The sequence below is a fragment of the Agrobacterium sp. GW821-FHT02D03 genome, from assembly GCF_059421725.1.
Genome location: NZ_JBWKVN010000002.1, coordinates 1,255,976 through 1,280,201, shown reverse-complemented (window position 1 = coordinate 1,280,201; position 24,226 = coordinate 1,255,976). Strand labels below are relative to the sequence as shown.

Genomic DNA, 24,226 nt, shown 5'->3' with positions numbered 1-24,226 from the left:
GTTCGTCGGCGCAATCAACGACTGAACCATCGTAATCCACCCCATGCGCCCTGCATCTCGCGGGGCGCTTTCGTATGCCCGCTCCTCACGGCGATAGAAGGATATATCGCATTTGAGCAATTCGACGATCATAACATTCTAATGATTTCGCCTAAAATAGTATCAGATCGCGGTAAGTTGAATATTTGATCAAAAATCATATGAATCGTTTCAGTGTTCGCTTGAGTATGTAAAGACTTTCTTATAACGACGATCAGTCGGCATTCGCGGGACAAGCGAGCCGGTTACAAAAAATTGGGAGCTCACATATGAGATACAAATTTGGCATCATCGCCGCCGCTCTGCTTTCGGCGACGTGCTTCGCGAATGTGGCAAGCGCGAAAACCTTCGTCTATTGCTCCGAAGGTTCTCCTGAAGGCTTCGATCCGGGCCTCTACACTGCCGGCACCACCTTCGACGCCGCTGCACACACCGTTTACAGCCGCCTGCTGGAATTCGAAAAGGGCACCACGAAGCCGATTCCAGGTCTCGCGGAGAGCTGGGAAGTTTCCAAGGACGGCAAGGAGTACACCTTCAAGCTGCGTCCTGGCGTCAAGTTCCAGACCACAGACTTCTTCACGCCGACCCGCGACCTGAATGCCGATGACGTTGTTTTCTCCATCGAGCGCCAGATCAAGACCGACAATCCATGGCACCAGTATGTTCCGGGCACGTCCTGGGAATATGCAGCCGGCATGGGCTTCCCTGAACTGATCAAGTCGGTCGAAAAAGTCGACGACATGACGGTCAAGTTCACGCTGAACCGCCCGGAAGCTCCTTTCCTCGCAAACCTCGCAATGCCTTTCGCTTCGATCGTTTCAAAGGAATACACCGATAAGCTCGCTGCCGAAGGCAAGCAGGCCGAACTGAACCAGAAGCCGGTCGGCACTGGTCCGTTCACATTCGTCGGCTACCAGCAGGATGCCGTCATCCGCTACAAGGCCAACAAGGATTATTGGGGCGGCGCACCGAAGATCGACGATCTGGTTTTCGCCATCACCACGGACGCTGCCGTTCGCTACCAGAAGCTCAAGGCTGGCGAATGCCACCTGATGCCTTACCCGAACGCTGCTGACGTTCAGTCCATGAAGTCAGACTCGAACCTCAAGGTCATGGAGCAGGAAGGCCTCAACGTTGCCTACCTCGCCTACAACACCACCCAGGCTCCGTTCGACAAGGTCGAAGTGCGCAAGGCGCTGAACAAGGCCATCAACAAGAAGGCCATTGTCGACGCTGTCTTCCAGGGCATGGCAACACCTGCCAAGAACCCGCTGCCGCCGACCATGTGGTCCTATAACGACAAGATCGAAGACGATACCTACGATCTCGACGCTGCCAAGAAGATGCTCGCAGATGCCGGCGTGAAGGACCTCTCCATGAAGGTCTGGGCGATGCCCGTTTCGCGTCCTTACATGCTGAACGCCCGTCGCGCGGCTGAAATCATCCAGGATGATTTCGCCAAGATCGGCGTCAAGGTTGAAATCGTCTCCTACGAGTGGGCCGAATATCTCGACCGCTCCAAGGCCAAGGACCGTGACGGCGCCGTCATGCTCGGCTGGACCGGCGACAATGGCGATCCGGACAACTTCCTTGACACGCTGCTCGGCTGCGAAGCTGTTGGCGGTAACAACCGTGCACAGTGGTGCAACAAGGAATTCAACGATCTGGTGAAGAAGGCCAAGGTTACGACCGATCAGGCCGAGCGCACCAAGCTCTACGAAGAAGCTCAGGTTGTCTTCAAGAAGGAAGCACCTTGGGCCACGCTCGACCACTCCCTGTCCATCGTTCCTATGCGCAAGGAAGTAACGGGCTTCGTCCAGAGCCCGCTGGGTGACTTCACGTTCGAAAACGTCGACATCACCGAGTAATCGCTGCACCCAAACAAGACATGCCGCGCATCTTTTCGAAGGTGCGCGGCAGTTCCTTTATGCGGCACTCATAACATACCAATAAGCAGGCGAAACTGCCTCGTGCCAGAGCATAGGTTCCTCAGGGAACAGATCGAAGGTTTCTCATGATTGGCTTTCTCGTGCGGCGTATTGCCGTGCTCATCCCGACATTCATCGGGGTTTCTATCATCGCGTTCCTGTTCATCCGGCTTCTGCCGGGCGATCCGGTCGCACTGCTCTCCGGCGAACGCGTCATGTCGCCAGAGCGTCATGCGCAGATCAGCGCTGCGCTCGGTCTCGACCGTCCGCTGGTGATCCAGTATTTCGACTATCTGAAGGGCATCCTGACAGGGGATTTCGGCACGTCCATCGTGTCCAAATCTCCGATCATCGATCAGTTCTTCGCGCTCTTCCCGGCAACGGTCGAACTCTCCTTCTGCGCCATCATCCTGGCTATCTGCATCGGCATTCCGGCAGGTGTTATTGCGGCCATCAAGCGTGGCTCGGTCTTCGATCAGGGCCTGATGGGTATCGCGCTCGTGGGCTATTCCATGCCGATCTTCTGGTGGGGCCTGCTGCTGATCATCCTGTTTTCCGGCATTCTGCAATGGACACCTGTTTCGGGGCGCATCTCGCTGATGTTCTACTTCCCGCCGGTCACCGGCTTCATGCTGATCGACTCGCTGCTGTCCGGGCAGAAGGGGGCATTCGCCTCCGCGCTTAGCCATCTGGCGCTGCCGTCGATCGTGCTTGCCACCATTCCGCTCGCTGTCATTGCGCGTCAGACGCGCTCGGCCATGCTGGAAGTGCTGTCGGAAGACTATGTGCGCACCGCACGCGCCAAGGGCCTGTCTCCCTTCCGGGTGATCGGCATCCATGCGCTGCGCAACGCCATGATCCCGGTCATCACCACCATCGGTCTCCAGGTCGGCGTCATGCTGGCAGGTGCCATCCTCACCGAAACGATCTTCTCCTGGCCGGGCATCGGCAAGTGGATGGTCGATTCCGTCTTCCGCCGCGATTACCCGGTCATTCAGGGTGGTCTGCTGTTGATTGCAGGCATCATCATGGTCGTCAACCTCATCGTTGACCTCCTCTATGGCCTGATCAACCCGCGCATCCGGCACTAAAGGGAGGACCGCTTCATGGCCGATACCGCCATTACCAAAACCGCTGCACCGGTTTCCTCTGCCGCCATGCGCAAGCAGATGCTCAAGGAATTCTGGTTCTATTTCTCGGAAAACAAGGGTGCCGTCATCGGCCTTTATGTTTTCCTCGCGCTCGTGATCATTGCCGTCTTCGCGCACTTCATCGCGCCGCACTCGCCATTTGAACAGTATCGTGACGCTGTCCTTCTGCCGCCCGCCTGGGTCGAAGGGGGACGCCTGACCTATCTGCTCGGCACCGACCCGGTCGGCCGCGATATTCTGTCCCGCCTCATCTACGGCGCGCAGTATTCGCTGTTTATCGGTGTCTTCGTCACCACCCTGTCCTTGACCACAGGCGTCGTCATCGGCGTTCTGGCCGGATATTATCGCGGCTGGCTCGACACCGCCATCATGCGTCTGATGGACATCATCCTGGCCTTCCCGTCGCTGCTTCTGGCGCTCGTTCTCGTCGCCATTCTCGGACCGGGACTAACGAACGGCATGATCGCGATTGCCCTCGTTCTTCAGCCGCACTTCGTGCGCCTGACCCGTGCCGCGGTGATGGCGGAAAAGAGCAAGGACTATGTGACCGCCTCGCGCCTTGCAGGTGCCGGTCCTCTGCGTCTGATGTTCCGCACCATCTTGCCGAACTGCACAGCCCCACTCATCGTTCAGGCAACGCTCTCCTTCTCCAACGCCATTCTCGACGCAGCCGCTCTTGGCTTCCTCGGCATGGGCGCGCAGCCGCCCGCACCCGAATGGGGCACCATGCTTGCCGAGGCGCGCGAATTCATTCTGCGCGCCTGGTGGGTCGTTACTTTCCCAGGTCTTGCCATCCTCATCACCGTTCTTGCCATCAACCTGATGGGCGACGGTCTGCGTGATGCGCTCGACCCGAAACTGAAGAGGTCCTGATATGGCACTTCTGCAAATCGATAATCTCACCGTCGAGTTCGAAACCGCCAATGGCTGGTTCCGCGCCGTGGATGGCGTGTCGATCTCGGTCGATCCGGGTGAAGTGCTTGCCATCGTCGGCGAGTCCGGCTCCGGCAAGTCAGTCTCGATGCTGGCAGTTATGGGCCTCTTACCTTGGACGGCGCGCATTACCGCCGACCGCATGCTCTTCCAGGGCAAAGATATCCAGAATCTCAGCGCATCCGAACGCCGCAAGCTGATCGGCAAGGATGTCGCCATGATTTTCCAGGAACCGGTTGCAAGCCTCAATCCGTGCTTCACGGTTGGTTTCCAGATCGAAGAAGTTCTGCGAATCCATATGGGCCTCGACAAGAAGGCACGTCGCGCACGCGCGATCGAACTCTTCAAGCTCGTCGGTCTGCCGGATCCGGAAGAGCGGTTGAAGCATTATCCGCACCAGATGTCTGGCGGTCAGTGCCAGCGCGTGATGATCGCGATCGCGATCGCCTGCAATCCGAAGCTCCTGATCGCCGACGAGCCGACCACCGCGCTCGACGTGACGATCCAGAAGCAGATCCTCGATCTCATCATGCGCCTGCAAGCCGAAACCGGCATGGGCCTGATCATGATCACCCACGACATGGGCGTGGTGGCGGAAACGGCCGACCGCGTCGTGGTCCAGTATAAGGGTCGCAAGATGGAGGAGGCCGACGTGCTCACTCTGTTTGAAAACCCGAAGAGCAACTATACCAAGGCACTTCTGGCAGCGCTGCCGGAGAACGCGACGGGCGATCGCCTGACGACCGTATCGCAGTTCTTCGATGGCACACCGACGCCAGCCGCAAGCACTGGGGGAGAAACGGCATGAGCGACAACAAGATCATGCTCGAAGTCCGCGACATGAAGCGGGATTATCATATCCCTGGCGGCTTTCTGAAGCAGAGCAAGACGGTCCATGCCGTCAAGGGCGTTTCCTTCAAGCTGGAGACAGGCAAGACTCTGGCAATCGTCGGCGAAAGCGGCTGCGGCAAGTCTACCCTTGCCCGCATGCTGACCTTCATCGACGAGCCCACATCCGGCGAACTCTTCATCGATGGCGAGAAGATGGACACGCGTCCCGGCCACCTGACGGCGGATATGCGCCAGAAGGTGCAGATCGTGTTCCAGAATCCCTATGGCTCACTCAACCCGCGCCAGAAGATCGGCGATGTGCTGGGTGAATCGCTGCTGATCAACACCAAAATGTCTGCCGCCGAGCGCCGCGAAAAGGCGACCGACATGCTGGTGCGCGTCGGTCTCGGCCCCGAGCATTACAATCGCTATCCGCACATGTTCTCCGGCGGACAGCGCCAGCGTATCGCCATTGCGCGTGCACTGATGCTCAATCCGAAGCTTCTCGTACTGGACGAGCCGGTTTCCGCGCTCGATCTCTCGGTCCAGGCACAGGTGCTGAACCTGCTTGCCGACCTTCAGGACGAGTTCGGTCTGACCTATGTCTTCATCAGCCACGACCTGTCGGTTGTGAAGTACATCGCCGACGAAGTCATGGTGATGTATTTCGGTGAAGCGGTCGAATATGGCACCCGCGACGAGGTCTTCTCCGACCCCAAGCACAGCTACACCCGCACATTGTTTGCGGCGACGCCCAAGGCAGATGTGGAATCGATCCGCGCCCGCATGGCTGCCAAGGCTATGGCGAAGGCCGGCTGATCATACAACCCTCAAGCCTCGGAGAAATCCGGGGCTTTTTTATCCCGGCTTGCGCGCACAGATCGCGTAGCGGTGCTGAATGCCACGGGCCGCAGCCTTCAGGACATTCCAGTTCTTTGCCTGGCTCTTGTGAACGTCGCGAAGATCGGTGTCGATCGTCACGTCCTCGAAGCCGGCATCGCGCAGCAATGCTGCCACCGCCTCGGCACGCGCACCATTGGAAAAATAGACACGAGATAGAATGCTGTTATGCGTGCCGGCCATATCCGGCGGCATATGCACCGCTTCGGCCTTGAGAAGTCCGCGCCTTTGCAGCCAGTTCGCCAGGTCTTTCAGGACCTTCTCCATGCGGCTGACATTGACGAAATCGCCATCGACGATCAGCACCTGCCCGCCGGGCTTCAAAACCCGCATCCACTCGAGGAAGGCGGCCTTTGGATCGACCAGGGTCCAGACGAGATGACGGTTGATCACCACATCATAGCTCGCGTCCGGCTCCATGGTGTTTTCCGCATCGCCCATACGAAAGGCAATCTGTCGGTTTCGGCTCTTCGCCTTGGCCTTTGCCCGCTCCAGCATGGGCTCTGCCCAGTCGAGGCCAGTCACGCTGAAGCCGAGATCGTCCATGAGATGGGAGACGACCCCCGTGCCGCTTGCGAGATCGAGCGCCAGCCTTCCCTCACCCGGCCCCAGATGCTTCAGCACAAGGCGATGCCAGGCGGCGCGTTCATCCTCGGAAAAGATTTCATGTCCGGGTGAAAGATCGAAGGTCGCAGCGCGAGCGGACCAATAAGCCTTGATCTCGTCCTTCAGACCAAAGTTGCTTCCGTAATCATTTGCGCTGTCCATGCTGGCCGACCTTCACAATTGCAGATGAGAATTGCTCTAAAAGATAAAACTTGACGAACGCAATCATAAAATCTTAAAGCGCCAAAAGTTTTATTGGAGAGCTATTTCAATGCGCATTACAGGCAGATCCGCAGTTCTTGCAATGGGCCTTCTGGTTTCGACCGTATGGCCGGCTTTTGCTGAAAAAGTGACGGTCAAAGACGTCACCGGACGCGATGTCGAGGTCAATGTGCCGGTCAAGCACGTCATTCTCGGCGAAGGCCGCCAAATCTATTTTCTCGCCGCTCTGGACAAGAACAACCCCTTCGAACACGTCGTCGGTTGGCGCGACGATCTGCCTAAGGCCGATCCAGAAACCTATGAGGCCTATCTGGCGAAGTATCCGGATATCGCCAAGCTGCCGAAGTTCGGCGGCATGAAGGACGGCACCTTCGATATCGAGCAGGCGGTTGCGCTGAAGCCCGATGTCATCCTGATGAACATCGATGCCAAGACGGCAACGGAGGAAGCGGGTTATATCGAGAAGCTTGGCAAGGTCGGCATTCCGCTGGTCTATGTCGACTTCCGCGAAAAGCCGATGGAGAACACAGAGCCGAGCATGCGTCTTATGGGCAAGCTGATGGGCAAGGAAGCGGTCGCGGAAGACTTCATCAAGTTCCGCTCCGACAGCATCAAACGCGTCACCGACGTTCTCGAGAAGGAAAACCCGAAGAAGCCCGTCGTCTTCGTTGAGCGCGCCGGCGGATATTCGGACGATTGCTGCATGTCTTTCGGCAATGAGAATTTCGGCAAGATGGTCGAGATCGCCGGTGGCATCAACATGGCCAAGGGCATCATTCCCGGCACCTTCGGCACGGTCAATCCCGAGCAGATCATTGCCTCCAATCCGGACCAGATCATCATCACCGGTGGCAAGTGGGACGCTTATGTGCCCGGCGGCAATTGGGTCGGCGTCGGTTACGGTGCGGATCTAAAGGAAGCGCGCCGCAAGCTGGAAGCGCTGACGAAGCGCCCGGGCTTTACCGGCGTCAAGGCGGTCGAGAACGGCAATGTTCACGCCATTTGGCACCAGTTCTACAACAACCCCTATCAGTTCGTCGCGATCCAGGAGATTGCCAAGTGGCTGCATCCCGATCTCTTCAAGGACCTCGATCCTGAGGCGACCTTCAAGGAACTGCATGAGCGCTTCCTGCCGCTCGAATACAAGCCCGGCTACTTCGTTTCTCTGAAAAACGACACGTAAAACAGAGAAGGCGATGGCCCGAACCAGGCCAGAAACGAACGAAGCGAGGCGGCCTCTCTCCGCCTCGCCATGCTGTTTTTAAAAGAGGGTCATCCGATGATTTTCAAAACGCTTGGCACCATCGCAACCATACTCTTTGCGACACTCTCCTCTCCGGCCTTGTCGGCGCAGATCGTCGATGCGGCCGGTCGCACCGTCGAGATGGATCTGCCTGCAAAGCGGGTGATCCTCGGCGAAGCCCGGCAGGTTCACGTCGTCGCGGCCCTCAAGGGCGACAAAACGTTTGATACGATCGTCGGCTGGCGGGACGATCTCATCAAGAAGGACCCCGATAGCTACGCGGCCTATGTCGAGCGCTTTCCGCAGATCAAGGATCTGCCCCGCTTCGGTTATCTGCCGCAAGGCGGGTTCAGCCTGGAAGCCGCTATTGCACTGTCCCCGGATGTGATCACGCTGAATCTGGAGGCCGAGCAAAGCGCAAAGGAAAGCGGCTTCGAAGAGAAGGCCGCCGCTGCCGGTATCAAGGTTGTCTATCTCGATTTCCGGCTCGACCCGGATAAGAACACCGAACGTTCGATCCGCGCCCTTGGACAAATTTTCGGTGCCGAACAGCGCGCAGACGAATTCATGGCCTATCGCCGCCAGCAGATCGCGCTGGTGACCGATAAGCTGGCGACCGTCAAGGATCTGAAACGTCCTGGCGTCTTCATAGAGCGCGCGCCGGGTATCTCCGGTGAAAATACCTGCTGCCGTACCTTTGGCCCGGTCAATTTCGGCGCGATGGTTGAGGAAGCCGGTGGCCACAATATTGCGTCTGACGTGATCAAGACCACCTTCGGCGATCTCAATCCAGAGCAACTCGTCGTCTCCGATCCAGCCCACATCATCGTTACGGGTTCCAACTGGGCAGCGGAATCCGATATCAACCAGTTCGTGCCTGTTGGCCGCGGCGCCGATATGAAACTGGCGCGGGAGCGTCTCGCCAAGCTGATGACCCGCACGCCGTTTCCTGAACTGACGGCAGTCAAGCAAGGCAATGTCCACGCCGTCTGGCACCAGTTCTATGGCGCCCCTTACGAGTTCTTCCCCATCCAGCAATTTGCCAAGTGGTTTCATCCCGATCTCTTTGCCGATCTCGATCCGGAGAAGAATTTCGCGGACTTCCACAAGCAATTCTTACCCGTCAGCTACAAGCCCGGCTACTTCGTTTCTCTCGAAAAAGGCGTGAACTAAAATGGCTTCCGTCACCGAAACGCCCGTGGAGACGACCGGAGGGCATCAATACCGCGCCCTTGCCGGCCGCCGCATACTGATCCTTGTCGGTCTTCTTCTGGCTTTGTGTCTCAGCATTGCGACCGACATGGCGCTGGGGCCGGCGCGTTACACGCTTTCAGACGTGGTAAGCGCCATCTTCGATCCGGCGGCGGTTGCCAACCAGCTTCGCGTGGTGATCTGGGACATCCGCATGCCGATTGCCCTGATGGCGGTCACCGTCGGCGCCTCGCTTTCTGTCGCGGGCGCGCAGATGCAGACCATCCTCTCGAACCCTCTCGCCAGCCCCTTCACGCTTGGCATCTCGGCAGCGGCAAGTTTCGGCGCTGCTTTGGCGCTTGTCGGCGGCATCGCGATCTTCCCAGGCGCGGTGGAGTATATGGTACCGATCAACGCCTTCCTGATGGCAATGCTGGCCGCCCTCTTCATTCACTTTGCGTCCACCATGCGCGGCGTCAGCGTCGAAACCATCGTGCTTCTCGGCATCGCACTGGTTTTCACCTTCAATGCGGCCCTTTCGCTTCTCGAATATCTCGCCTCCGAACAGGCACTCGCAGCGGTCGTCTTCTGGACCATGGGCAGCCTCACCAAGGCGACATGGGCGAAGGTCTATGTCACCGCCGCCATTCTCGTGCTGACCGTACCGCTCTTCATGAAGAACGCCTGGGCTTTGACGGCGCTCCGCCTTGGCGATGACAAGGCTGCGAGCATGGGCGTCAACGTCCGCCGCCTGCGCCTCCAGACCATGCTGACCGTCAGCCTGCTGGCCGCCATTCCGGTGTCCTTCGTCGGCACAATCGGCTTCGTTGGTCTCGTCGGCCCCCATATTGCCCGCATGGTGGTGGGCGAGGATCAGCGTTTCTTCCTGCCCGGCTCGGTCATCTGCGGCGCGCTTCTTCTCTCTGTCACCTCCGTCGTGAGCAAGATGCTGATCCCCGGCGCCGTTCTGCCAATCGGGGTGATCACGGCTCTCGTTGGTGTGCCCTTCTTCTTCATCCTGATCTTTTCCAACAGGAGACGCGCATGGTAGCCTTGGCTCTACAGGATGTCGGCGCGAAATACGGACGCACGACCGTTCTTTCCAATGTCACTATGGATATGCTCCGCGCAGGGAGCGTCACGGCTGTCATCGGCCCGAACGCAGCCGGAAAATCCACGCTCTTCAAGCGCATTGCCAGCCTGATTTCCGGCCCCGGCGTGGTGACGCTATCGCAAACGGAGCAAGGGCCGAAGACCATCTGCTATATGCCCCAGGACACTGGTGCCAATGCGGTGCTCACGGTTTACGAATCCATCCTGCTGTCTGCCAAGCAGGGAAGCGGCTGGAAAGTTCGAGACGACGAGCTTGCCGAGATCGACGCGATACTAAAGGCGCTCAACATCGACAACCTGTCCTTCCGCGGACTTGGCGAACTATCCGGTGGCCAGCGCCAGCTCGTGTCGCTTGCCCAGGCACTCGTCCGCAAGCCGGAAGTGCTGTTGATGGACGAACCGACCTCAGCGCTCGATCTTCATCGGCAAGTGGAAGTGCTGGATTTCATCTCAAGCCTCGCCCGTCGCGAGGGCATGATCGTGTTGATCGCGCTTCACGATCTGAACCATGCGCTACGCTACTGCGAAAATACCCTTGTGATTGCAGGCGGCCAGATGGTGGTGAGCGGCGCGACCGAAGATGTCATCACGCCTGCCATGCTGCGCGATATCTATCGGGTGGATGCGCGCATCGAAACGTGCTCGAGGGGACAGCCCTTCGTTCTGGTGGACGGCACCGCCTGACGCTATCGCCATTGAGACGGCTCTGGAAGAGCCAATCCGATCACGCGGCGCTAAAATTTTGGCGTTGCGGTGCGCGCTGCTGGTCTCCACCCACTTTGCAAAACCATCGTTCTAAGATAGGACGACTCCATGGAACATTCTTCTTCCATATCTATTCATGGGAGCATATTTTTATGGAAACTGTCGCTTCGATAAAATATTTGAACGAGGCGTCGCGCACGGCGAGCCGGTCGGGCCAGATGGAGCTCAACTGCAATGCATGAGTGTCTTTCAACGCCTCCCATAACCCCGCTGCCGGCATGCGAAGACCGCGAATGGGCGCGTCGTGCCATCGGCATTCTGCAAGGTGACGGACGCCGTTCAGCTGATACCCATCTCGTGAAGCCCGTTTTTAACGGCCTGCGCGGCATATCGATTTATTTAAAAGACGAGTCGACGCACCCGACCGGCAGCCTCAAGCATCGCCTCGCCCGCTCATTGTTCCTCTATGGCATCTGCAACGGAAAGATCCGCCAGGGAACGACGCTGGTAGAAGCCTCGTCCGGCTCCACCGCTGTCAGCGAGGCCTATTTCGCGCATCTGCTCGACCTGCCCTTTATCGCCGTCATGCCGCACTCCACCAGCCGCCAGAAGGTGGAGGCCATCGAGCGCTTCGGCGGTCGCTGTCATTTCGTCGACAGTCCCGCCGAAGTCTATACCGTTGCGGAGAAGCTGGCTGCGGAAGCGCAGGGCCATTATCTCGACCAGTTCACCTATGCCGAACGTGCAACGGATTGGCGTGGCAACAACAATATCGCCGAATCCATCTTCGACCAGATGCAGAGCGAAGAGCATCCAGAGCCCTCATGGGTGGTGATGAATGCCGGCACCGGGGGCACCTCCGCCACGATCGGACGCTACATCCGCTATCGCAATCTTCCGACCCGGCTATGTGTGGTGGACGTGGAGCACTCGGCCTTTTACCAATCCTATATGTCGGGAGACCGCAACGTCACCTGCTCGACACCGTCACGCATCGAGGGCGTGGGCCGCCCGCGCGTCGAGCCCTCTTTCATTCCCGGCGTCATCGATCACATGATCAAGATACCGGACGCAGCATCGATCGCTGCCATGCATGTCCTCTCAGAGCGCCTCTTCCGGCGCGTCGGTGGCTCCACCGGCACCAATTTCTTCGGTGTATGCTGGATTGCGGCAGCGATGATGAAGGAAGGACGGGAGGGTTCGCTCGTATCGCTGATATGCGACAGTGGTGACCGATACGCCGCAACGTACTACAATCAGGAGTGGCTCGCTCATAACAGGATCGATATAAATCCCTACAGAGCCATGATAGAAGCCTTTATCGATAGTGGCGACTTCAGGAGTTTCGATGCCACTGGACTACCTTGATGCGCGCCAGCTCGAAGCGTTTGTTGCGGTCATGTCGATTGGCAGCATGACGGGTGCTGCCCAGGCGCTTCGCAAGTCGCAACCGGTGGTCACAAGGCTGATCCAGGACCTCGAGAGCGAACTTGGTTTCCCTGTGCTGCATCGGAATGGGCCACGCATCGCGCCTACAGAAGAAGGCAGTGCGTTGTTTGTTCAAGCGGAGCTGTTTTTGAGCGGGCTGAAGACGATCAGCCAGACCGTGTACGACATTGCCAATGATCAGGCCGGCACCGTGCGGCTGGCTGCCGTTCCTGCACTGGCGGCCGGTATCGCACCGCTTGCTCTGTCCGATCTTCCAGACCGCGGGTCCCCGCTGGACATCCATCTGGCGAGCATGACGTCGGAAAATGTCGTACAAGCAATTGTCGCGCGCACCGCAGAGGTCGGCATCGCGAGCCTGCCTTTTGACAATCCGGGTGTCGACGTCCACTGGATCGGCGAGGTTTCGTATGTTGCCGTCATCGCCAGCGACGATCCTCTGGCAAAGCGGCACGTGATCACAGCCTCGGACTTTAGGGAACGCCGCCTGTTGACCTCTGCCAACCCTTACCGATTGCGCAGGCGGATCGATCAGGCGTTGAATCATCACGACGTCGAACCGGTTGGCATTATCGACAGCAATACGAGTTACGTCTCGCTGGCGCTCGCCAGAAGCGGCCTCGGTATCGGTATCGTTGAGTCCGTAACACTGACGGGCCTGCCGATCGAGGGACTGACTGTCCTGCCGCTCGATTTCCATGTTCCATTTTACTGGGGCGTCATCACCGCAACGGGCGTGCCGCTCTCAACGCCGGCGCAAAGTCTGATTGTCGCAATCGAACGTCGGTCTGAGGCATTACCCACCTTCCGCAAGCATGACGTCATGCCGAGCCTTGATTGAGGCGTGAGCGGTTTAGACGCCAGCCTATCCCATCGTCTCGGCATTTTTGCGAAGCGCCACATACTCCCAGATCGCAACGAGCAGCAAGATGGCTGCACTGGCAATCTGCAGACCATAAAGCGGAACATCTGGGACGAAGAGGAGTGCCACCAGCACCCCGACACCGACGAAGTGCGAAACCGGCCTCACATGGGATGCCGCAACCTTGACGCCGATATTGCCGAGCAAAAACAGGATCGGCCCGCCCATGATCGCAAGCGACTCTCTGAGCGTCGCGGGATCATGGCTGTTTGAAAGACTGAAATCCTCTCCGACAGCCGTCAGGATGATCCCCGCGACGATGGGCAGATGGCCGTAGTTGAAGAGGTTCTGTACAATTTTCTCCGGCTCGGCCGTCTCCTCGGCTTTTTCAGAAGCTTGCTCCTGCCCATGGTGAAAATATATCCACCACATGATGACGGTGCTGAGGAAGGCCGCACAGAACACCACGAAAGTCAGGCCGGAATTCATATATTCCGTCGCCGTCTTGCCTGTCGTGAGGATCGTCTCACCAAGGCAGATGATGACGAACAGCGCGCATCGCTCCGCAAGGTGCTCGCCCGAAAGAAGAATCTGCTCGTCGTCATGGGCGCGTATGCCAGGTACATAGTACCGCACGAGCGGCCCGATATATTCGATGGCGATCGCCACCGTCCACAGGAGCAAGCGATAGGTCAAGCTATCGGTCAGCCCACCGGCAATCCAGAAAAAGCTGGAAACCACCAGCCAGACGGTGATCCTGCCGAAAGTCTTGGAGTTGCCGTGGTCGACACCGTGGAAAACATAGAGACCGAAGAGCGAGCGGGAGAGCTGCATCACCGTATAGATCGAGGCGAAGATGATCCCCTGGCTCTCGAACGCCTTGGGCAAGGCGATGGCAAGCAACACCCCGGCAAACATGAGGCCGAACAGGAACATCCTGACAGGCCCTTTATCGGTGTTCAGCAGATTGGTGAGCCAGGTGATGTGCACCCATAGCCACCACAATGCAAGGATGAGGATGGCGGCCTCGTAGAGTGCAGTCGCGCCAAAATCTTCCGTCAAAGTATAGGAAAGCTGGATCAGCGCGAAAACGAAAACGAGATCGAAGAATAATTCTGGAAACGTGGCCTTTTGCGACTCGTCATCGTCAGGCCTGATCCACCCGCTTCCCCTGCTATCCGTCATATATTTCCCCAAGTGGATGCAAGGCCATTCCTTCGCATGAAGCGTGTCGCGATCTTTCAGATCCACTTGTACGCTTCAGGTCCTTGTTTTATCGCATGCCAGTATCACAAAACCGCTGTACTTATGTGTAACATGGTTTGGCAGCGAGCACCCTATCGCGACGCCGTCGAAAGGGAAGTGTTCATCAGGGCTGCTTCCCTCATCAAAGCGTCTTTGCGCCCCGCCAACTCCACCTCATTGGAATTGTCAGGATAAAAACGTGGCCCAATAAGCCGCACGTGCTTTCCGGACACGTCGACGATGTAGGTAGCAGCGCTCTCAGCTCGAGGGGCGACCTCCGCTTTTGGAGCAACGTCCGTTTTAGCAGCCACGGCAGTTTTCGCTCGCTTTGCCAGTTTTGGCTTCTTCGCAACGGCACTGTTCGATGAGACTTTCTTCGTCGGCGCGATGCTGCTGACTTCGTAGGTTTGCGCCAGAACGGCAGTCGTCGTTGACAATAGGAAGAGCGCTGCGGCGCCTGCTGCGAACCGTTTCATCGGGGTCTCCAGAACTGTATAGCTTTGCAGCAACAACATCGGACCCGGAATTTTGGTTCCACTACTCTAACGTCAGTCAAAGTCTTTTGTGCGAAACCGTACTATCCCGCTGGTAAGACTGCATGAACTTGCATAAACAACAGGATAGGCATAGGTCGTTTTCAACTGCGCATTGCGACATGCCGGGCAACTGTGCCGATTGAGATGTGGGGACGTCATTGGTCAAACTCTCTCCTTTTGTCAGGCGAACCCTGGTCATGCTGGGGCTCGGAATAGCCCTGTTGATCGGAATGGTCGGGGCATCACTGTGGCTCGTTGAAAAGAACGATAACTATTCCCGTGAGACCGCAGATCTCCGCCGAATCCGCTCGGCAATTTTGGACGTGCTCACCACCCTTCAGGACGCGGAGACCGGTCAGCGCGGTTATCTGCTGACGCGCAGGGAAGATTATCTCGCTCCATATAGGGAAGCCTTGCAGACGCTGGCGGAAAAGCGTGAGCGGCTTGTGGCCAGCGTTCAGAACAAGCCGATCTATACTGGAAAGCTTCCTGTTCTTCAGACTGCCATCGATGCCAAGATCGCCGAAATCGGTCGCACGATTGATCTTGTGAATGCGGGACGGATCGATGAGGCGATCGATATCGTCCGCGCCGATACAGGCCTCATCTACATGCAAGAGATCCGCAACACGCTGGATGAGTTTCAGGATGTGACGGATGATCGGCTGCGCGTCATTGTCAACGATCAGTTGCAAGCGGCGGACAATCTTCGCTGGGTGACGATCGGCGGCGCTATCGCTATCATCGCGGTTGTGGGTGGCGCTCTTTTTCTGATCGCGAAATACGTCGGCGAACTGATGCGCTCTCGCGAGGAGGTCGATTCGCTCAATCGTGGCCTAGAAGAACGCGTTAACGAGCGCACTCGTGACTTGATACGCGCCAATCAGGAAATACAGCGCTTCGCCTATATCGTGACGCACGACCTGCGTGCGCCGCTCGTCAACATTATGGGCTTTCTGTCTGAGTTCGAAGCCTCGCTGAAACCTATCGAAAGCTATGTGCTGGCCGATGGTGCCACGCTCTCGGAAAACGAGATCAGAGACGCGCGGTTGGCTGTTAAGGAAGACCTGCCGGAAGCAATCGGTTTCATTCGCTCGTCCACCCGCAAGATGGACCAACTGATCAATGCCATCCTGAAGATTTCCCGCGATGGCCGCCGCAAGTTGCAGGCGGAGAAGGTCGATCTGAAAGAGCTTTTGGCGGTAGCGGCCGCAAGCGTTCAGCACCAGGTCTCTGCAGTGGACGGCGAGATCGACGTCAACGTGCAGCCCTTCACCGTCATCAGCGACCGGATCTCTCTCGATCAGATCCTTGGCAATCTTTTCGACAACGCCGTCAAGTATCAGATGAAAGGTCGTCCACTGCGCATTTCAGCGCGCATCATGCCGCAGGGACGTGGTATCGTGCGGCTCGACATTACCGATAATGGACGTGGTATTGCAGAAGACGACCTGGAGCGGATCTTTGAACTCTTCAGGCGCGCGGGCGATCAAGATCAGCAGGGCGAAGGTATTGGACTCGCACATGTGCGTTCGCTAATAAGAAATTTAGGCGGGGACATTACCGTCGCCTCGGAACTTGGCAAGGGAAGTACATTCCATCTGACCTTGCCAACTGATCTGCGGAAAATCACACGAGGTAACGACATATGAAAATCACCGGCCAGGAAGTCACGATCGTCATGATCGAAGACGATGAAGGGCATGCGCGCCTCATCGAGAAGAACGTGCGACGCGCGGGCGTCAACAACGAGATCGTGCCCTTCACGCTTGGCAACAAGGCGCTGGACTACATTCTCGGACCGAACCGCGATGGCCTTGTCAGCAAGGACCGCTACATTCTCGTTCTTCTCGACCTTAATCTTCCCGATATGTCTGGAATCAGGATATTGGAGCAGATCAAGAGCAACGAGCATACCAAGCGTCTGCCTGTGGTCGTATTGACGACCACGGACGACGAGACTGAAATCCAGAAGTGCTACGATCTCGGTGCAAACGTCTATATTACCAAGCCGGTCGATTACGAGGGCTTTGCAACCGCGATCAGAAACCTCGGCCTCTTCTTCTCGGTGATACAGGTTCCATAAAGGCGTAAACGCGGTGCATATACTTTATGTCGATGATGATCCCACTGTCGCGCGGCTCGCTACACGCGTGCTGGGTCGGCACGGCGTTCAGGTCGACCATGCACCGTCCGTCGTCCTTGGGCTTGAGAAATTCAATGCCGGGACATTCGACGCCGTGGTGCTGGACCATTATTTTGTCACCGGCACCGGCCTGCAATTCCTCAATGCCATCGGCGACCGCAGCCGCGATACGCCCGTTCTTTATGTCACCGGCGCAAGCGAGGCACAGATCGCCATCGACGCATTGAAGGCGGGTGCTGCCGACTACGTCATTAAGACGGTCGCCGACGATTTCTTCCCACTGCTCTTGACCTCCATCGAACAGGTCTGCGCCAATTTCCAGCTTCGCAAGGAGAAGGAAGAGGCGGAGCGTCTTCTCGTGCGTGCCAAGGAACGCGCCGAGCTGATGGCAAAAGAGATGAACCATCGCATCGCCAACAGCCTTTCGCTGGTCTCGGCAATGATCCGCATGCAGATGATCGCAGCCTCCAGCGAGGAGGCGCGCACCGTTCTATCGGAAACGCAGAACAGAATTTCAGCCATCGCCGGCGTCCACCGCAGTCTTTATACCGCCGACAATATGGGTGTGGTGGATCTTGACGCCTATCTCTCTTCCATCATCAACGAGCTGGCGAAATCCGGCCCGGACAATGAGCGCATTCGCATCAAGACGGACATGGAGACGATCAGCGCGGCACCCGACCAGGCGGTGGCACTCGGCGTGATCGTAACCGAACTTACGACGAACTCGTTGAAATACGCCTACCCCACCAGTGATGGCGATATCCGCATCTCGCTCAAAATCCGCGAGGGCAAGCTGCAACTGACCGTCGAAGATGACGGTGTGGGGATGGGAAGCAAGCCGAAGCCTCAAGGCACCGGGCTTGGCACAAAGCTCATCTCTGCCATGGCCCAGAGCTTGAAGGCGACGGTGGAGCAGAGCAGCGTTCAGGCGCATTCGGGAACACGCATCTGCGTGGAATGGGAAGCGCCGCCTGCCTGAGACGGCGACGCTCTTTTCAATTAGTAAGTACCCGGCAAACCAGCGACGATTTGCGGCGCAGGCGCACCAGCCATCACCTGTGAAGGCGGAGCAAGCGACGTCACGACAATCGGCGTGCCGTCAGGCACACGATTATAGAGGTCGACAATATCCTGGTTCATCAGGCGAACGCATCCGGACGAAACGGATTTGCCGATCGTCCACCATTCCGGCGAACCATGCAGTCGGTAGATCGTGTCGCGGCCGTCCTTGAAGATATAAAGCGCACGTGCTCCCAACGGGTTCATCAGACCCGGAGCCATGCCCCCGTTCGCGGAGCTATAAGGCGCAAGTTCCGGCTGGCGCGCGATCATCTCATCGGGCGGCGTCCAGCGCGGCCATTGGCGCTTATACTGGATGACACCCCTGCCCGCCCACTCAAAGCCGGCACGCCCCAGGCCCACACCATAACGCATCGCCTGGTTGTTTTCATAGGTGAGGTAGAGGAAGTGGTTAGCCGTATCGACAACGATGGTGCCTGGCCGTTCGCCGGTCGGGTTCTCGACCATCTGGCGGTAAAATTGCGGATCGATTTTCTGGTACGGGATCGCCGGCAGAGGGAACTGCTCGTCCGGCTTCGGTCCATAGACCTCAGCATAATAAGGATCGACTCTGGGGCGTGTTTCCACTGTCTCGCGCTGCGTGGTGGTGCATCCTGCCAGGGCCGTCAGGGCCAGTCCGCCGGTGCCGAACAGAAAGCTTCGGCGTGTAGTTTCATGCTTACTCAATCCAAATCCTCATCAACTGGAGCGCCGTGCGTCCTATTGGACGGCCAAAAGACACTCCACCTTCTTAAATCCATGCATCGTGCCTGCCGAAATCGGTTCCGTTGCTCAGGCCGATGCCATCGTCATCGTGCTCCGGAAAACGGATCGGCGAGCGCTGCTTCCGGGCGGCTTATCGGATACTTCGTGCCGGAAACACGACCGGCCATGTCCTTTGCACCGCTGTTCTTCAAAATAGCGCGGAAGCTTGGATGCATCCCGCCATCGACATAAGCGTTCATGACGCTTGAAGTTCCACCGGCCATTGCAACATCGAGCTTCTGCTTCTCGACGTCGAGCCGCGAAGCCACTTGCGGGTCAAGTTGATTGACAGCGGGTGGGCAGGCTGCCAGCGGATCGGCCGGCTCGCCGCCGGCAAATTCTGCGTTGAACACGTAGCGGCGACCGCAGACCGAGACCTTTGGCTGACGGCGAGTGACTTCGAAATAGTCATAGCCGTCCTTCAGCGTCCGCCAGAAGGGGAAGTTCGGATCATTCTTGTAAGCCGCCAAATTCTTCGCCGTCATGCGGAACGGATAGGCCTGAACCTGAAAGCGATCCTGGCCGCCCTTTAAGGCACGCTCGACGATCGCATAGATCTCGCCAATCTGCGCATCCGTCATGGCGTAGCAGCCAGACGAAGAACAGGCGCCATGCACCATCAGCGCTTCACCCGTATAGCCGAGCGCCGATTCAAGCCTGTTCGGATAGCCGAGGTTGAAAGAGACATAATACCGAGAGTTCGGGTTCAGCATGCTGGAAGAAACATGGTAGAAGCCCTCGGGCGCCTGTCGATCCCCGCTCTTGGTCTTGGGACCAAGCTTGCCAGACCACCGGCACATCGGATAGGCCTTGAACAAGGCGTAGTTACCGGTCTTGTCGACCTTCCAAACTTCCAGCTCGCTTTCCTGCTTGAAAATCCGCACAAGCACGGGGCTTTCCGGCTTCATGCCCTTGGCAGACATGGCGGCAGCAACCTTGGAGGATAATTTAGGCGGCTCTTTCGACGCGCTGTCGAACCCCATGGACGTACAGGCAGCAAGCGAAGCACACAGCCCAACGACAGCTGCGGCACGCGCCGATGCGATCATGATGTCTCGAAGCTTCGTCGCTACGAAACCCGATTTTGCCGAAGTGCTCATGGAACGTCTTGCCCGTCTCTTTGTCGCGTGACTAACTAAAGAAGGTGACCACATGACGGCAATCACCCGAATGGACAAAGAGTCGTGAATTTCCGTTACGAGTCCGTTAATCATAGACACACAACGACGTGAGCGCGACGAATGGCAGTCCTTCTATCGCAGAAGTCCCTGACCGCCGTCGATCCAGACCGGCGTGCCGGTGATGTGACGCGACTTGTCGCTGGCCAGAAACACCACGAGATCGGCAACGTCCTCGCTCAGACCCGCCTCCCCGCCCGTGATGGGGATGTCGCCCTCCGGCCATTCGACCGGGATTTCCGTTTCGTGAGAGCTACGGATATCGGTGTTGTCGTCGATCTTCGTCTCGATTGCGCCTGGACAGATCGCGTTGACACGGATTTTGTACTGGCCAAGCTCAAGCGCCAATTGCTGCGCCATCGCAAGCTGCCCGGCCTTGGTGGCTGAGTAGGCCGTGGCGCCCGGCGACGTGAAGGTGCGTGTGCCGTTGATGGATGAGATGATAACGATCGATCCGCCGCCGGCGGCCTTCAGATGCGGAACCGTCTTATGGAGGGTCATGTAGGTGCCCCGAAGATTGACGGTCATGGTCTTGTCCCACTCTTCCGGCTTCAGGTCATCAATCGGCGCCCAAACGCCGTTGATGCCGGCATTCGCTACCACAACATCCAACCGTCCATATTTTTCAGTGAGCCGGGTGATAGCTTCTTCCATTGCAGCCTCATCCGCGACGTCGGCAACCAGCGTCAAAGCTTCTCCTCCGTCCTTCTCAATATCGGCAACAAGCTTTTCGAGTTCATCGGCAGTATGCCCGAGCGCACCGATGACATAGCCATCCTTGGCAAGAGCGATGGCGGAGGCGCGGCCAATGCCGGATCCCGCGCCGGTGACGAGTGCAACTTTTTCCTGCGCCATAGGCTGTCTCCTATTGATGGCAGTAGCGTTTGGCCAGAACGAGTGGCTTATCCACTAAACTGGATAAAATACGGGTTGTTCCCGGCGCCTGCGCGCGTCACCATGCCGGGATGAACAAGGATTTCTTCGATAGGGATGCGGTGGTCGTTGCCAGGGCAATGATCGGGATGGAATTTCGCTTTCACAACACGGGCGGCATCATCGTTGAGACAGAAGCCTATCGACCTGACGACGCCGCCTCGCACAGCTTCAACGGGCCGACGCTGCGCAATCGCGTCATGTTTGGTGCGCCAGGACACCTCTACGTCTACCGCTCCTATGGAATTCATTGGTGCGCCAACATCGTGTGCACCTCTGGCTCGGCGGTCTTGATCCGCGCGCTTGAACCTCAGACGGGAGTGGACCTGATGAGGATGAGACGCGGAACTGATGTCTTGCGGAACCTATGCTCCGGTCCGGGCAAGCTCTGCCAAGCGTTTGCGATCACCGGCGACGCCGATGGAATGTCCGTCTTTAAGCAACCGGTCCTGCTTCGTCCAAGTAAGACCGATCCAGAGATCGCCGCCGGGCCACGCATCGGCATTACAAAGGCTGTGGATCTGCCTTGGCGTTTCGGCGCCAAAGGCTCGCCTCATCTCAGCAAGCCGTTCAGTCGTCCAGCCTAAACCACCATCGGTGGCTCATCGTTCTCATCGGGGTTTGGATTGGGCGCCTCGTCCGGCAGGCGGTCAGGCTCCGGCTCCTGGATTGGAGGGACTTCAGGCTGCGGCGGAATTGGCGGCGTCGTGGGATCTGGCTGTGTCGGGACGATACCCATCGCGTCTTATCTCCAAATATGTGCGGGCAGCCGGTCCCCAGAGATCGCCTTCAGGTCCACTGTGCTCGCCGGATCGGTCCATTCTTAAGACCAAACTGCCCGCTCTCCTGACATGACGTTGTAACGTCCAAGTCCGTGGAAGGGTTGCCCGCTTTTTTCGAACTCAAACAAATCCAAGTGAGCTGCGCGCGATCTCGCGCTGATCGCCATAATCACGCGTATGGGCATCGTGGCCATATTCGTGCGCCGCATTGGTCAACTGCAGATCGGGAACCTGAAGCAAGGCATCTGCATAGGTGCCGGTCTCCTCGTCGTTCTCAACAATCATTTGAGCTGGCTTCAAAAAATCGAACATGGCTTCCTCCCATTCGAAGTTTCAACCTAACGCATCAGCCGACGCTACGTTCCTCCTCATAGCGGCAAACCATGTCCGTTAGGTGCCAACTTTACTACACTTTAATTTGACGAATCGTTATGACGCAGACGCGCATTGTAGCGATCGTGACTTGAAGCAGGATGCTATCTATTACTTTCGCGACGCACGCTCGCGGTTCCGGCTTATCGGGATGACGAGCCCGCAAGATGCAGTAATCTATGCGTTAGACGCCGCGGCGATTGCCCCACAGCAAAACGTGAAGTTGAGGCAACACGCGCGCCTCGAACCAGCGCTCCGATGCGACCTTTTCCACCAGCCACAACATGCGATCCATAATGCCGTCGACATCGACGCGCGCATCATCGTCATCGGGTGGTGGCGGGGTGTGATTGCCGGGCTGAAGATAGACCGGAAGGGCGGGAAAGCGCGAGGCGGCTTCGCGCGCATAGGCAAAATCGGCGTCGTCGAAAACGACGACCTTTAGCGCAAGCTGAGGTCCCGTTCCGGCGGCCTCCAGACAGTTCTCGAAGGCCTGCCAGTCCGTCTCCATGCCGCTCGAGGGTGGCTTGGGGCTGAGCACGAGATAATCCAGATCGGCAAACCAGTCCTTGCAGATGCTGCCTTGCGTCTCGAGCGCGAAGCGATATCCCTCGCGCTTACCTTTCTGGATCAGCGGTCCCAGCGGCTGGATCGCAGGATTGCCGCCGGACAACGAAACGGTGATCGGCTTGCCGCCAGACAGCCTGACGACCTCCGCCCAGATCGCCTCGACGGAGAGCGGCTTCCAGTCATCCCGATAGTCGCTATCCACCGCATGCAGTGTATCGCACCAGGAACAGCGATAATCGCAGCCGCCGGTCCGAACGAAGACAGTCGGTAGACCGATCAGCAGCCCCTCGCCCTGAATGGTCGGACCGAAGATTTCGCTGACCCGGATCGGCAGGTCGCGCGGCGCGTCAACAGCCACACTCATCGTGCAGCCGCCGGCCGGTACTCTGCCCATGTCTTGGCGGTCTCGCTGACGCGCACTGCACTCGTCTCGGGAAGCCGATCCTTGCACCAATCATAGAAATGCTGCGCCAACCGTTCCGCGGTCACCATGTCATGGCCGAGAACGTCGTTCAGATGCCGGTGGTCGAAGCAGTCGTCGATATAGCACTTCAGCGGCGCCAGTTCGTGGTAATCGCGAACGAAGCCGTGCTCGTTCAACGCCTCGCCGGAAAGCTCCACCTCGACGATATAGTTGTGGCCATGCAGCCGCGCGCATTGATGATCGACGGGAAGGCCTTTGAGTCGATGCGAGGCGGAGAAGTGAAATTCCTTGGTGATGCGAAACATCAACGCACCTCCCGCGCCGCATAGGCACTGGTGGCCGCCGCCCAAAAATCCGGGTCTTCATAATCGGTGGGGTCAGCCACGCCAGCCAGATGAAAGGCCTCGCGCCGCTCGACGCAGGTGCCACATCGCCCACAATGGCGCTCGCCGCCCTTGTAGCAAGACCAGGTTTCGCCAAAGGGCGTGTCGTGCTTTGCCCCATCGGTCACGATATCCGCCTTGGAGACCATGACGTAAGGTGCGTAAAGCTCTACCTGGGCGTAGCCCTCCAGCGCGTGGGCCTGCATGGTGTTGAAGCTATCGATAAAGCCTGGGCGGCAATCCGGATAGATGAAGTGATCGCCGCCATGAACGGCAATCGCCACCGCATCCGCCTGCTGCGCAGCCGCCAGACCAAAGGCAATGGTGAGCATGATGGCATTGCGGTTCGGCACCACGGTGGAGCGCATGGTCTCTTCCGCATAGTGCCCATCCGGCACCTCGACATCGTCGGTCAAAGCCGACCCGGTGAGGTGAGCGCCGATGGTGCGAATGTCGATGATGTGATGCGGCACACCAAGGCGGGTGGCACACGCACCCGCATAGTCCAGCTCTTTTCTGTGGCGCTGACCATAATCGAAAGACAGCAGAGCAAGAAGTTCGTGTTCCGCTGCAATTCTATGCGCAAGCGAAACGGAGTCCAATCCGCCGGAGCAGATGACGATAGTTTTCATAATTTGAGATCCCTTGTTTTGACCGGGT

At 57.9% G+C, this 24,226-nt stretch carries 26 protein-coding genes; 15 read left to right on the top strand and 11 right to left on the bottom strand.

The features are described 5' to 3' along the window. Positions 1-308 precede the first annotated feature (308 nt). The 5 genes from AC07U5_RS19220 to AC07U5_RS19200 all read left to right on the top strand — a co-directional run bounded on the left by AC07U5_RS19220 (position 309) and on the right by AC07U5_RS19200 (position 5,701). A complete protein-coding gene (locus tag AC07U5_RS19220; protein WP_062424094.1) occupies positions 309-1,907 on the top strand; it encodes an ABC transporter substrate-binding protein in 1,599 nt (532 codons plus the stop codon). Between the two features lie 146 nt (positions 1,908-2,053). Then, entirely contained in the window at positions 2,054-3,058 is a 1,005-nt protein-coding gene (locus tag AC07U5_RS19215; RefSeq protein WP_062424093.1) for an ABC transporter permease subunit, read from the top strand. Between the two features lie 15 nt (positions 3,059-3,073). Beyond that, complete coding sequence (locus AC07U5_RS19210; RefSeq protein ID WP_062424092.1) at positions 3,074-3,991, top strand: ABC transporter permease subunit; 918 nt, start codon at positions 3,074-3,076, stop codon at positions 3,989-3,991. 1 nt (position 3,992) lies between these two features. Further along, on the top strand, positions 3,993-4,859 hold the full coding sequence (locus tag AC07U5_RS19205) for an ABC transporter ATP-binding protein (RefSeq protein ID WP_494723956.1): 867 nt from the start codon (positions 3,993-3,995) through the stop codon (positions 4,857-4,859). Continuing rightward, positions 4,856-5,701 (top strand): dipeptide ABC transporter ATP-binding protein, encoded by an 846-nt coding sequence (locus tag AC07U5_RS19200; protein ID WP_162686348.1) that lies wholly within the window; start codon positions 4,856-4,858, stop codon positions 5,699-5,701. Before AC07U5_RS19205 ends, AC07U5_RS19200 begins: the two co-directional genes overlap by 4 nt. 39 nt (positions 5,702-5,740) lie before the next feature. On the opposite strand, the gene AC07U5_RS19195 is transcribed toward AC07U5_RS19200, so the two are convergent. Beyond that, positions 5,741-6,550 carry a class I SAM-dependent methyltransferase gene (locus AC07U5_RS19195; protein ID WP_494723955.1) on the bottom strand — a complete coding sequence of 270 codons (810 nt, stop codon included), beginning with the start codon at positions 6,548-6,550 and terminating at the stop codon, positions 5,741-5,743. Positions 6,551-6,659: 109 nt separating this feature from the next. Between AC07U5_RS19195 and AC07U5_RS19190 the strand changes: the two genes are divergently transcribed. From AC07U5_RS19190 to AC07U5_RS19165, 6 genes are all read left to right on the top strand, one after another. Beyond that, positions 6,660-7,793, top strand: a complete 1,134-nt coding sequence (locus AC07U5_RS19190) for an ABC transporter substrate-binding protein (protein ID WP_062600074.1) — start codon at positions 6,660-6,662, stop codon at positions 7,791-7,793. Positions 7,794-7,889: 96 nt separating this feature from the next. Continuing rightward, positions 7,890-9,026 (top strand): ABC transporter substrate-binding protein, encoded by a 1,137-nt coding sequence (locus AC07U5_RS19185; protein ID WP_494723954.1) that lies wholly within the window; start codon positions 7,890-7,892, stop codon positions 9,024-9,026. Between the two features lies 1 nt (position 9,027). Beyond that, complete coding sequence (locus tag AC07U5_RS19180; RefSeq protein ID WP_440612787.1) at positions 9,028-10,095, top strand: FecCD family ABC transporter permease; 1,068 nt, start codon at positions 9,028-9,030, stop codon at positions 10,093-10,095. After that, positions 10,089-10,841, top strand: a complete 753-nt coding sequence (locus AC07U5_RS19175; RefSeq protein ID WP_062424086.1) for an ABC transporter ATP-binding protein — start codon at positions 10,089-10,091, stop codon at positions 10,839-10,841. Before AC07U5_RS19180 ends, AC07U5_RS19175 begins: the two co-directional genes overlap by 7 nt. A gap of 255 nt (positions 10,842-11,096) precedes the next feature. Continuing rightward, entirely contained in the window at positions 11,097-12,230 is a 1,134-nt protein-coding gene (locus AC07U5_RS19170; protein WP_062441802.1) for a PLP-dependent cysteine synthase family protein, read from the top strand. Then, positions 12,211-13,149, top strand: coding sequence for a LysR family transcriptional regulator (locus AC07U5_RS19165; RefSeq protein WP_494723953.1), 939 nt, complete (start codon positions 12,211-12,213; stop codon positions 13,147-13,149). The genes AC07U5_RS19170 and AC07U5_RS19165 overlap by 20 nt, the downstream gene beginning before the upstream one ends. A 24-nt stretch (positions 13,150-13,173) precedes the next feature. Here the strand turns inward: AC07U5_RS19165 and AC07U5_RS19160 are convergent, their stop codons facing one another. Both AC07U5_RS19160 and AC07U5_RS19155 read right to left on the bottom strand, forming a co-directional pair. After that, the gene (locus tag AC07U5_RS19160; protein WP_494723952.1) at positions 13,174-14,355 is read right to left on the bottom strand and encodes a low temperature requirement protein A; all 1,182 of its coding nucleotides are present in this window, start codon (positions 14,353-14,355) and stop codon (positions 13,174-13,176) included. Positions 14,356-14,507: 152 nt separating this feature from the next. After that, positions 14,508-14,930, bottom strand: a complete 423-nt coding sequence (locus AC07U5_RS19155; RefSeq protein WP_494723951.1) for a hypothetical protein — start codon at positions 14,928-14,930, stop codon at positions 14,508-14,510. Between the two features lie 218 nt (positions 14,931-15,148). Here AC07U5_RS19155 and AC07U5_RS19150 point away from each other — a divergent pair, with 218 nt between their 5' ends. The 3 genes from AC07U5_RS19150 to AC07U5_RS19140 are packed head-to-tail and all read left to right on the top strand — an operon-like array spanning position 15,149 to position 18,079. Then, the gene (locus tag AC07U5_RS19150; RefSeq protein ID WP_113227512.1) at positions 15,149-16,603 is read left to right on the top strand and encodes a sensor histidine kinase; all 1,455 of its coding nucleotides are present in this window, start codon (positions 15,149-15,151) and stop codon (positions 16,601-16,603) included. After that, on the top strand, positions 16,600-17,037 hold the full coding sequence (locus tag AC07U5_RS19145; protein WP_062424082.1) for a response regulator: 438 nt from the start codon (positions 16,600-16,602) through the stop codon (positions 17,035-17,037). Before AC07U5_RS19150 ends, AC07U5_RS19145 begins: the two co-directional genes overlap by 4 nt. A gap of 13 nt (positions 17,038-17,050) precedes the next feature. Next, entirely contained in the window at positions 17,051-18,079 is a 1,029-nt protein-coding gene (locus AC07U5_RS19140; RefSeq protein ID WP_062424081.1) for a sensor histidine kinase, read from the top strand. 20 nt (positions 18,080-18,099) lie between these two features. On the opposite strand, the gene AC07U5_RS19135 is transcribed toward AC07U5_RS19140, so the two are convergent. From AC07U5_RS19135 to AC07U5_RS19125, 3 genes are all read right to left on the bottom strand, one after another. Next, entirely contained in the window at positions 18,100-18,846 is a 747-nt protein-coding gene (locus AC07U5_RS19135) for a L,D-transpeptidase (protein ID WP_494723950.1), read from the bottom strand. 122 nt (positions 18,847-18,968) lie between these two features. Further along, the gene (locus AC07U5_RS19130; RefSeq protein ID WP_494724280.1) at positions 18,969-19,973 is read right to left on the bottom strand and encodes a L,D-transpeptidase family protein; all 1,005 of its coding nucleotides are present in this window, start codon (positions 19,971-19,973) and stop codon (positions 18,969-18,971) included. A gap of 204 nt (positions 19,974-20,177) precedes the next feature. Continuing rightward, complete coding sequence (locus AC07U5_RS19125) at positions 20,178-20,957, bottom strand: SDR family oxidoreductase (protein WP_494723949.1); 780 nt, start codon at positions 20,955-20,957, stop codon at positions 20,178-20,180. A gap of 110 nt (positions 20,958-21,067) precedes the next feature. Here AC07U5_RS19125 and AC07U5_RS19120 point away from each other — a divergent pair, with 110 nt between their 5' ends. Then, entirely contained in the window at positions 21,068-21,622 is a 555-nt protein-coding gene (locus AC07U5_RS19120) for a DNA-3-methyladenine glycosylase (protein WP_494723948.1), read from the top strand. On the opposite strand, the gene AC07U5_RS19115 is transcribed toward AC07U5_RS19120, so the two are convergent. The 5 genes from AC07U5_RS19115 to queC form a co-directional block, all read right to left on the bottom strand. After that, on the bottom strand, positions 21,619-21,774 hold the full coding sequence (locus tag AC07U5_RS19115; RefSeq protein ID WP_494723947.1) for a hypothetical protein: 156 nt from the start codon (positions 21,772-21,774) through the stop codon (positions 21,619-21,621). The genes AC07U5_RS19120 and AC07U5_RS19115 overlap by 4 nt on opposite strands. A 163-nt stretch (positions 21,775-21,937) precedes the next feature. Further along, entirely contained in the window at positions 21,938-22,129 is a 192-nt protein-coding gene (locus AC07U5_RS19110) for a hypothetical protein (protein WP_494723946.1), read from the bottom strand. Positions 22,130-22,373: 244 nt separating this feature from the next. Further along, a complete protein-coding gene (gene queE / locus AC07U5_RS19105; RefSeq protein WP_494723945.1) occupies positions 22,374-23,123 on the bottom strand; it encodes a 7-carboxy-7-deazaguanine synthase QueE in 750 nt (249 codons plus the stop codon). Continuing rightward, a complete protein-coding gene (gene queD / locus AC07U5_RS19100) occupies positions 23,120-23,488 on the bottom strand; it encodes a 6-carboxytetrahydropterin synthase QueD (RefSeq protein WP_494723944.1) in 369 nt (122 codons plus the stop codon). Before queD ends, queE begins: the two co-directional genes overlap by 4 nt. Further along, on the bottom strand, positions 23,488-24,198 hold the full coding sequence (gene queC / locus AC07U5_RS19095; RefSeq protein WP_062600085.1) for a 7-cyano-7-deazaguanine synthase QueC: 711 nt from the start codon (positions 24,196-24,198) through the stop codon (positions 23,488-23,490). Before queC ends, queD begins: the two co-directional genes overlap by 1 nt. Positions 24,199-24,226: the final 28 nt, after the last annotated feature.

Bases quoted from the DNA above. Each gene is read 5' to 3' on its own strand.
- AC07U5_RS19220 (WP_062424094.1), top strand. From the start codon at position 309: ATGAGATACAAATTTGGCATCATCGCCGCCGCTCTGCTTTCGGCGACG.
- AC07U5_RS19215 (WP_062424093.1), top strand. From the start codon at position 2,054: ATGATTGGCTTTCTCGTGCGGCGTATTGCCGTGCTCATCCCGACATTC.
- AC07U5_RS19210 (WP_062424092.1), top strand. From the start codon at position 3,074: ATGGCCGATACCGCCATTACCAAAACCGCTGCACCGGTTTCCTCTGCC.
- AC07U5_RS19205 (WP_494723956.1), top strand. From the start codon at position 3,993: ATGGCACTTCTGCAAATCGATAATCTCACCGTCGAGTTCGAAACCGCC.
- AC07U5_RS19200 (WP_162686348.1), top strand. From the start codon at position 4,856: ATGAGCGACAACAAGATCATGCTCGAAGTCCGCGACATGAAGCGGGAT.
- AC07U5_RS19195 (WP_494723955.1), bottom strand. From the start codon at position 6,550: ATGGACAGCGCAAATGATTACGGAAGCAACTTTGGTCTGAAGGACGAG.
- AC07U5_RS19190 (WP_062600074.1), top strand. From the start codon at position 6,660: ATGCGCATTACAGGCAGATCCGCAGTTCTTGCAATGGGCCTTCTGGTT.
- AC07U5_RS19185 (WP_494723954.1), top strand. From the start codon at position 7,890: ATGATTTTCAAAACGCTTGGCACCATCGCAACCATACTCTTTGCGACA.
- AC07U5_RS19180 (WP_440612787.1), top strand. From the start codon at position 9,028: ATGGCTTCCGTCACCGAAACGCCCGTGGAGACGACCGGAGGGCATCAA.
- AC07U5_RS19175 (WP_062424086.1), top strand. From the start codon at position 10,089: ATGGTAGCCTTGGCTCTACAGGATGTCGGCGCGAAATACGGACGCACG.
- AC07U5_RS19170 (WP_062441802.1), top strand. From the start codon at position 11,097: ATGCATGAGTGTCTTTCAACGCCTCCCATAACCCCGCTGCCGGCATGC.
- AC07U5_RS19165 (WP_494723953.1), top strand. From the start codon at position 12,211: ATGCCACTGGACTACCTTGATGCGCGCCAGCTCGAAGCGTTTGTTGCG.
- AC07U5_RS19160 (WP_494723952.1), bottom strand. From the start codon at position 14,355: ATGACGGATAGCAGGGGAAGCGGGTGGATCAGGCCTGACGATGACGAG.
- AC07U5_RS19155 (WP_494723951.1), bottom strand. From the start codon at position 14,930: ATGTTGTTGCTGCAAAGCTATACAGTTCTGGAGACCCCGATGAAACGG.
- AC07U5_RS19150 (WP_113227512.1), top strand. From the start codon at position 15,149: ATGCTGGGGCTCGGAATAGCCCTGTTGATCGGAATGGTCGGGGCATCA.
- AC07U5_RS19145 (WP_062424082.1), top strand. From the start codon at position 16,600: ATGAAAATCACCGGCCAGGAAGTCACGATCGTCATGATCGAAGACGAT.
- AC07U5_RS19130 (WP_494724280.1), bottom strand. From the start codon at position 19,973: ATGATCGCATCGGCGCGTGCCGCAGCTGTCGTTGGGCTGTGTGCTTCG.
- AC07U5_RS19125 (WP_494723949.1), bottom strand. From the start codon at position 20,957: ATGGCGCAGGAAAAAGTTGCACTCGTCACCGGCGCGGGATCCGGCATT.
- AC07U5_RS19120 (WP_494723948.1), top strand. From the start codon at position 21,068: ATGAACAAGGATTTCTTCGATAGGGATGCGGTGGTCGTTGCCAGGGCA.
- AC07U5_RS19115 (WP_494723947.1), bottom strand. From the start codon at position 21,774: ATGGGTATCGTCCCGACACAGCCAGATCCCACGACGCCGCCAATTCCG.
- AC07U5_RS19110 (WP_494723946.1), bottom strand. From the start codon at position 22,129: ATGTTCGATTTTTTGAAGCCAGCTCAAATGATTGTTGAGAACGACGAG.
- queE (WP_494723945.1), bottom strand. From the start codon at position 23,123: ATGAGTGTGGCTGTTGACGCGCCGCGCGACCTGCCGATCCGGGTCAGC.
- queD (WP_494723944.1), bottom strand. From the start codon at position 23,488: ATGTTTCGCATCACCAAGGAATTTCACTTCTCCGCCTCGCATCGACTC.
- queC (WP_062600085.1), bottom strand. From the start codon at position 24,198: ATGAAAACTATCGTCATCTGCTCCGGCGGATTGGACTCCGTTTCGCTT.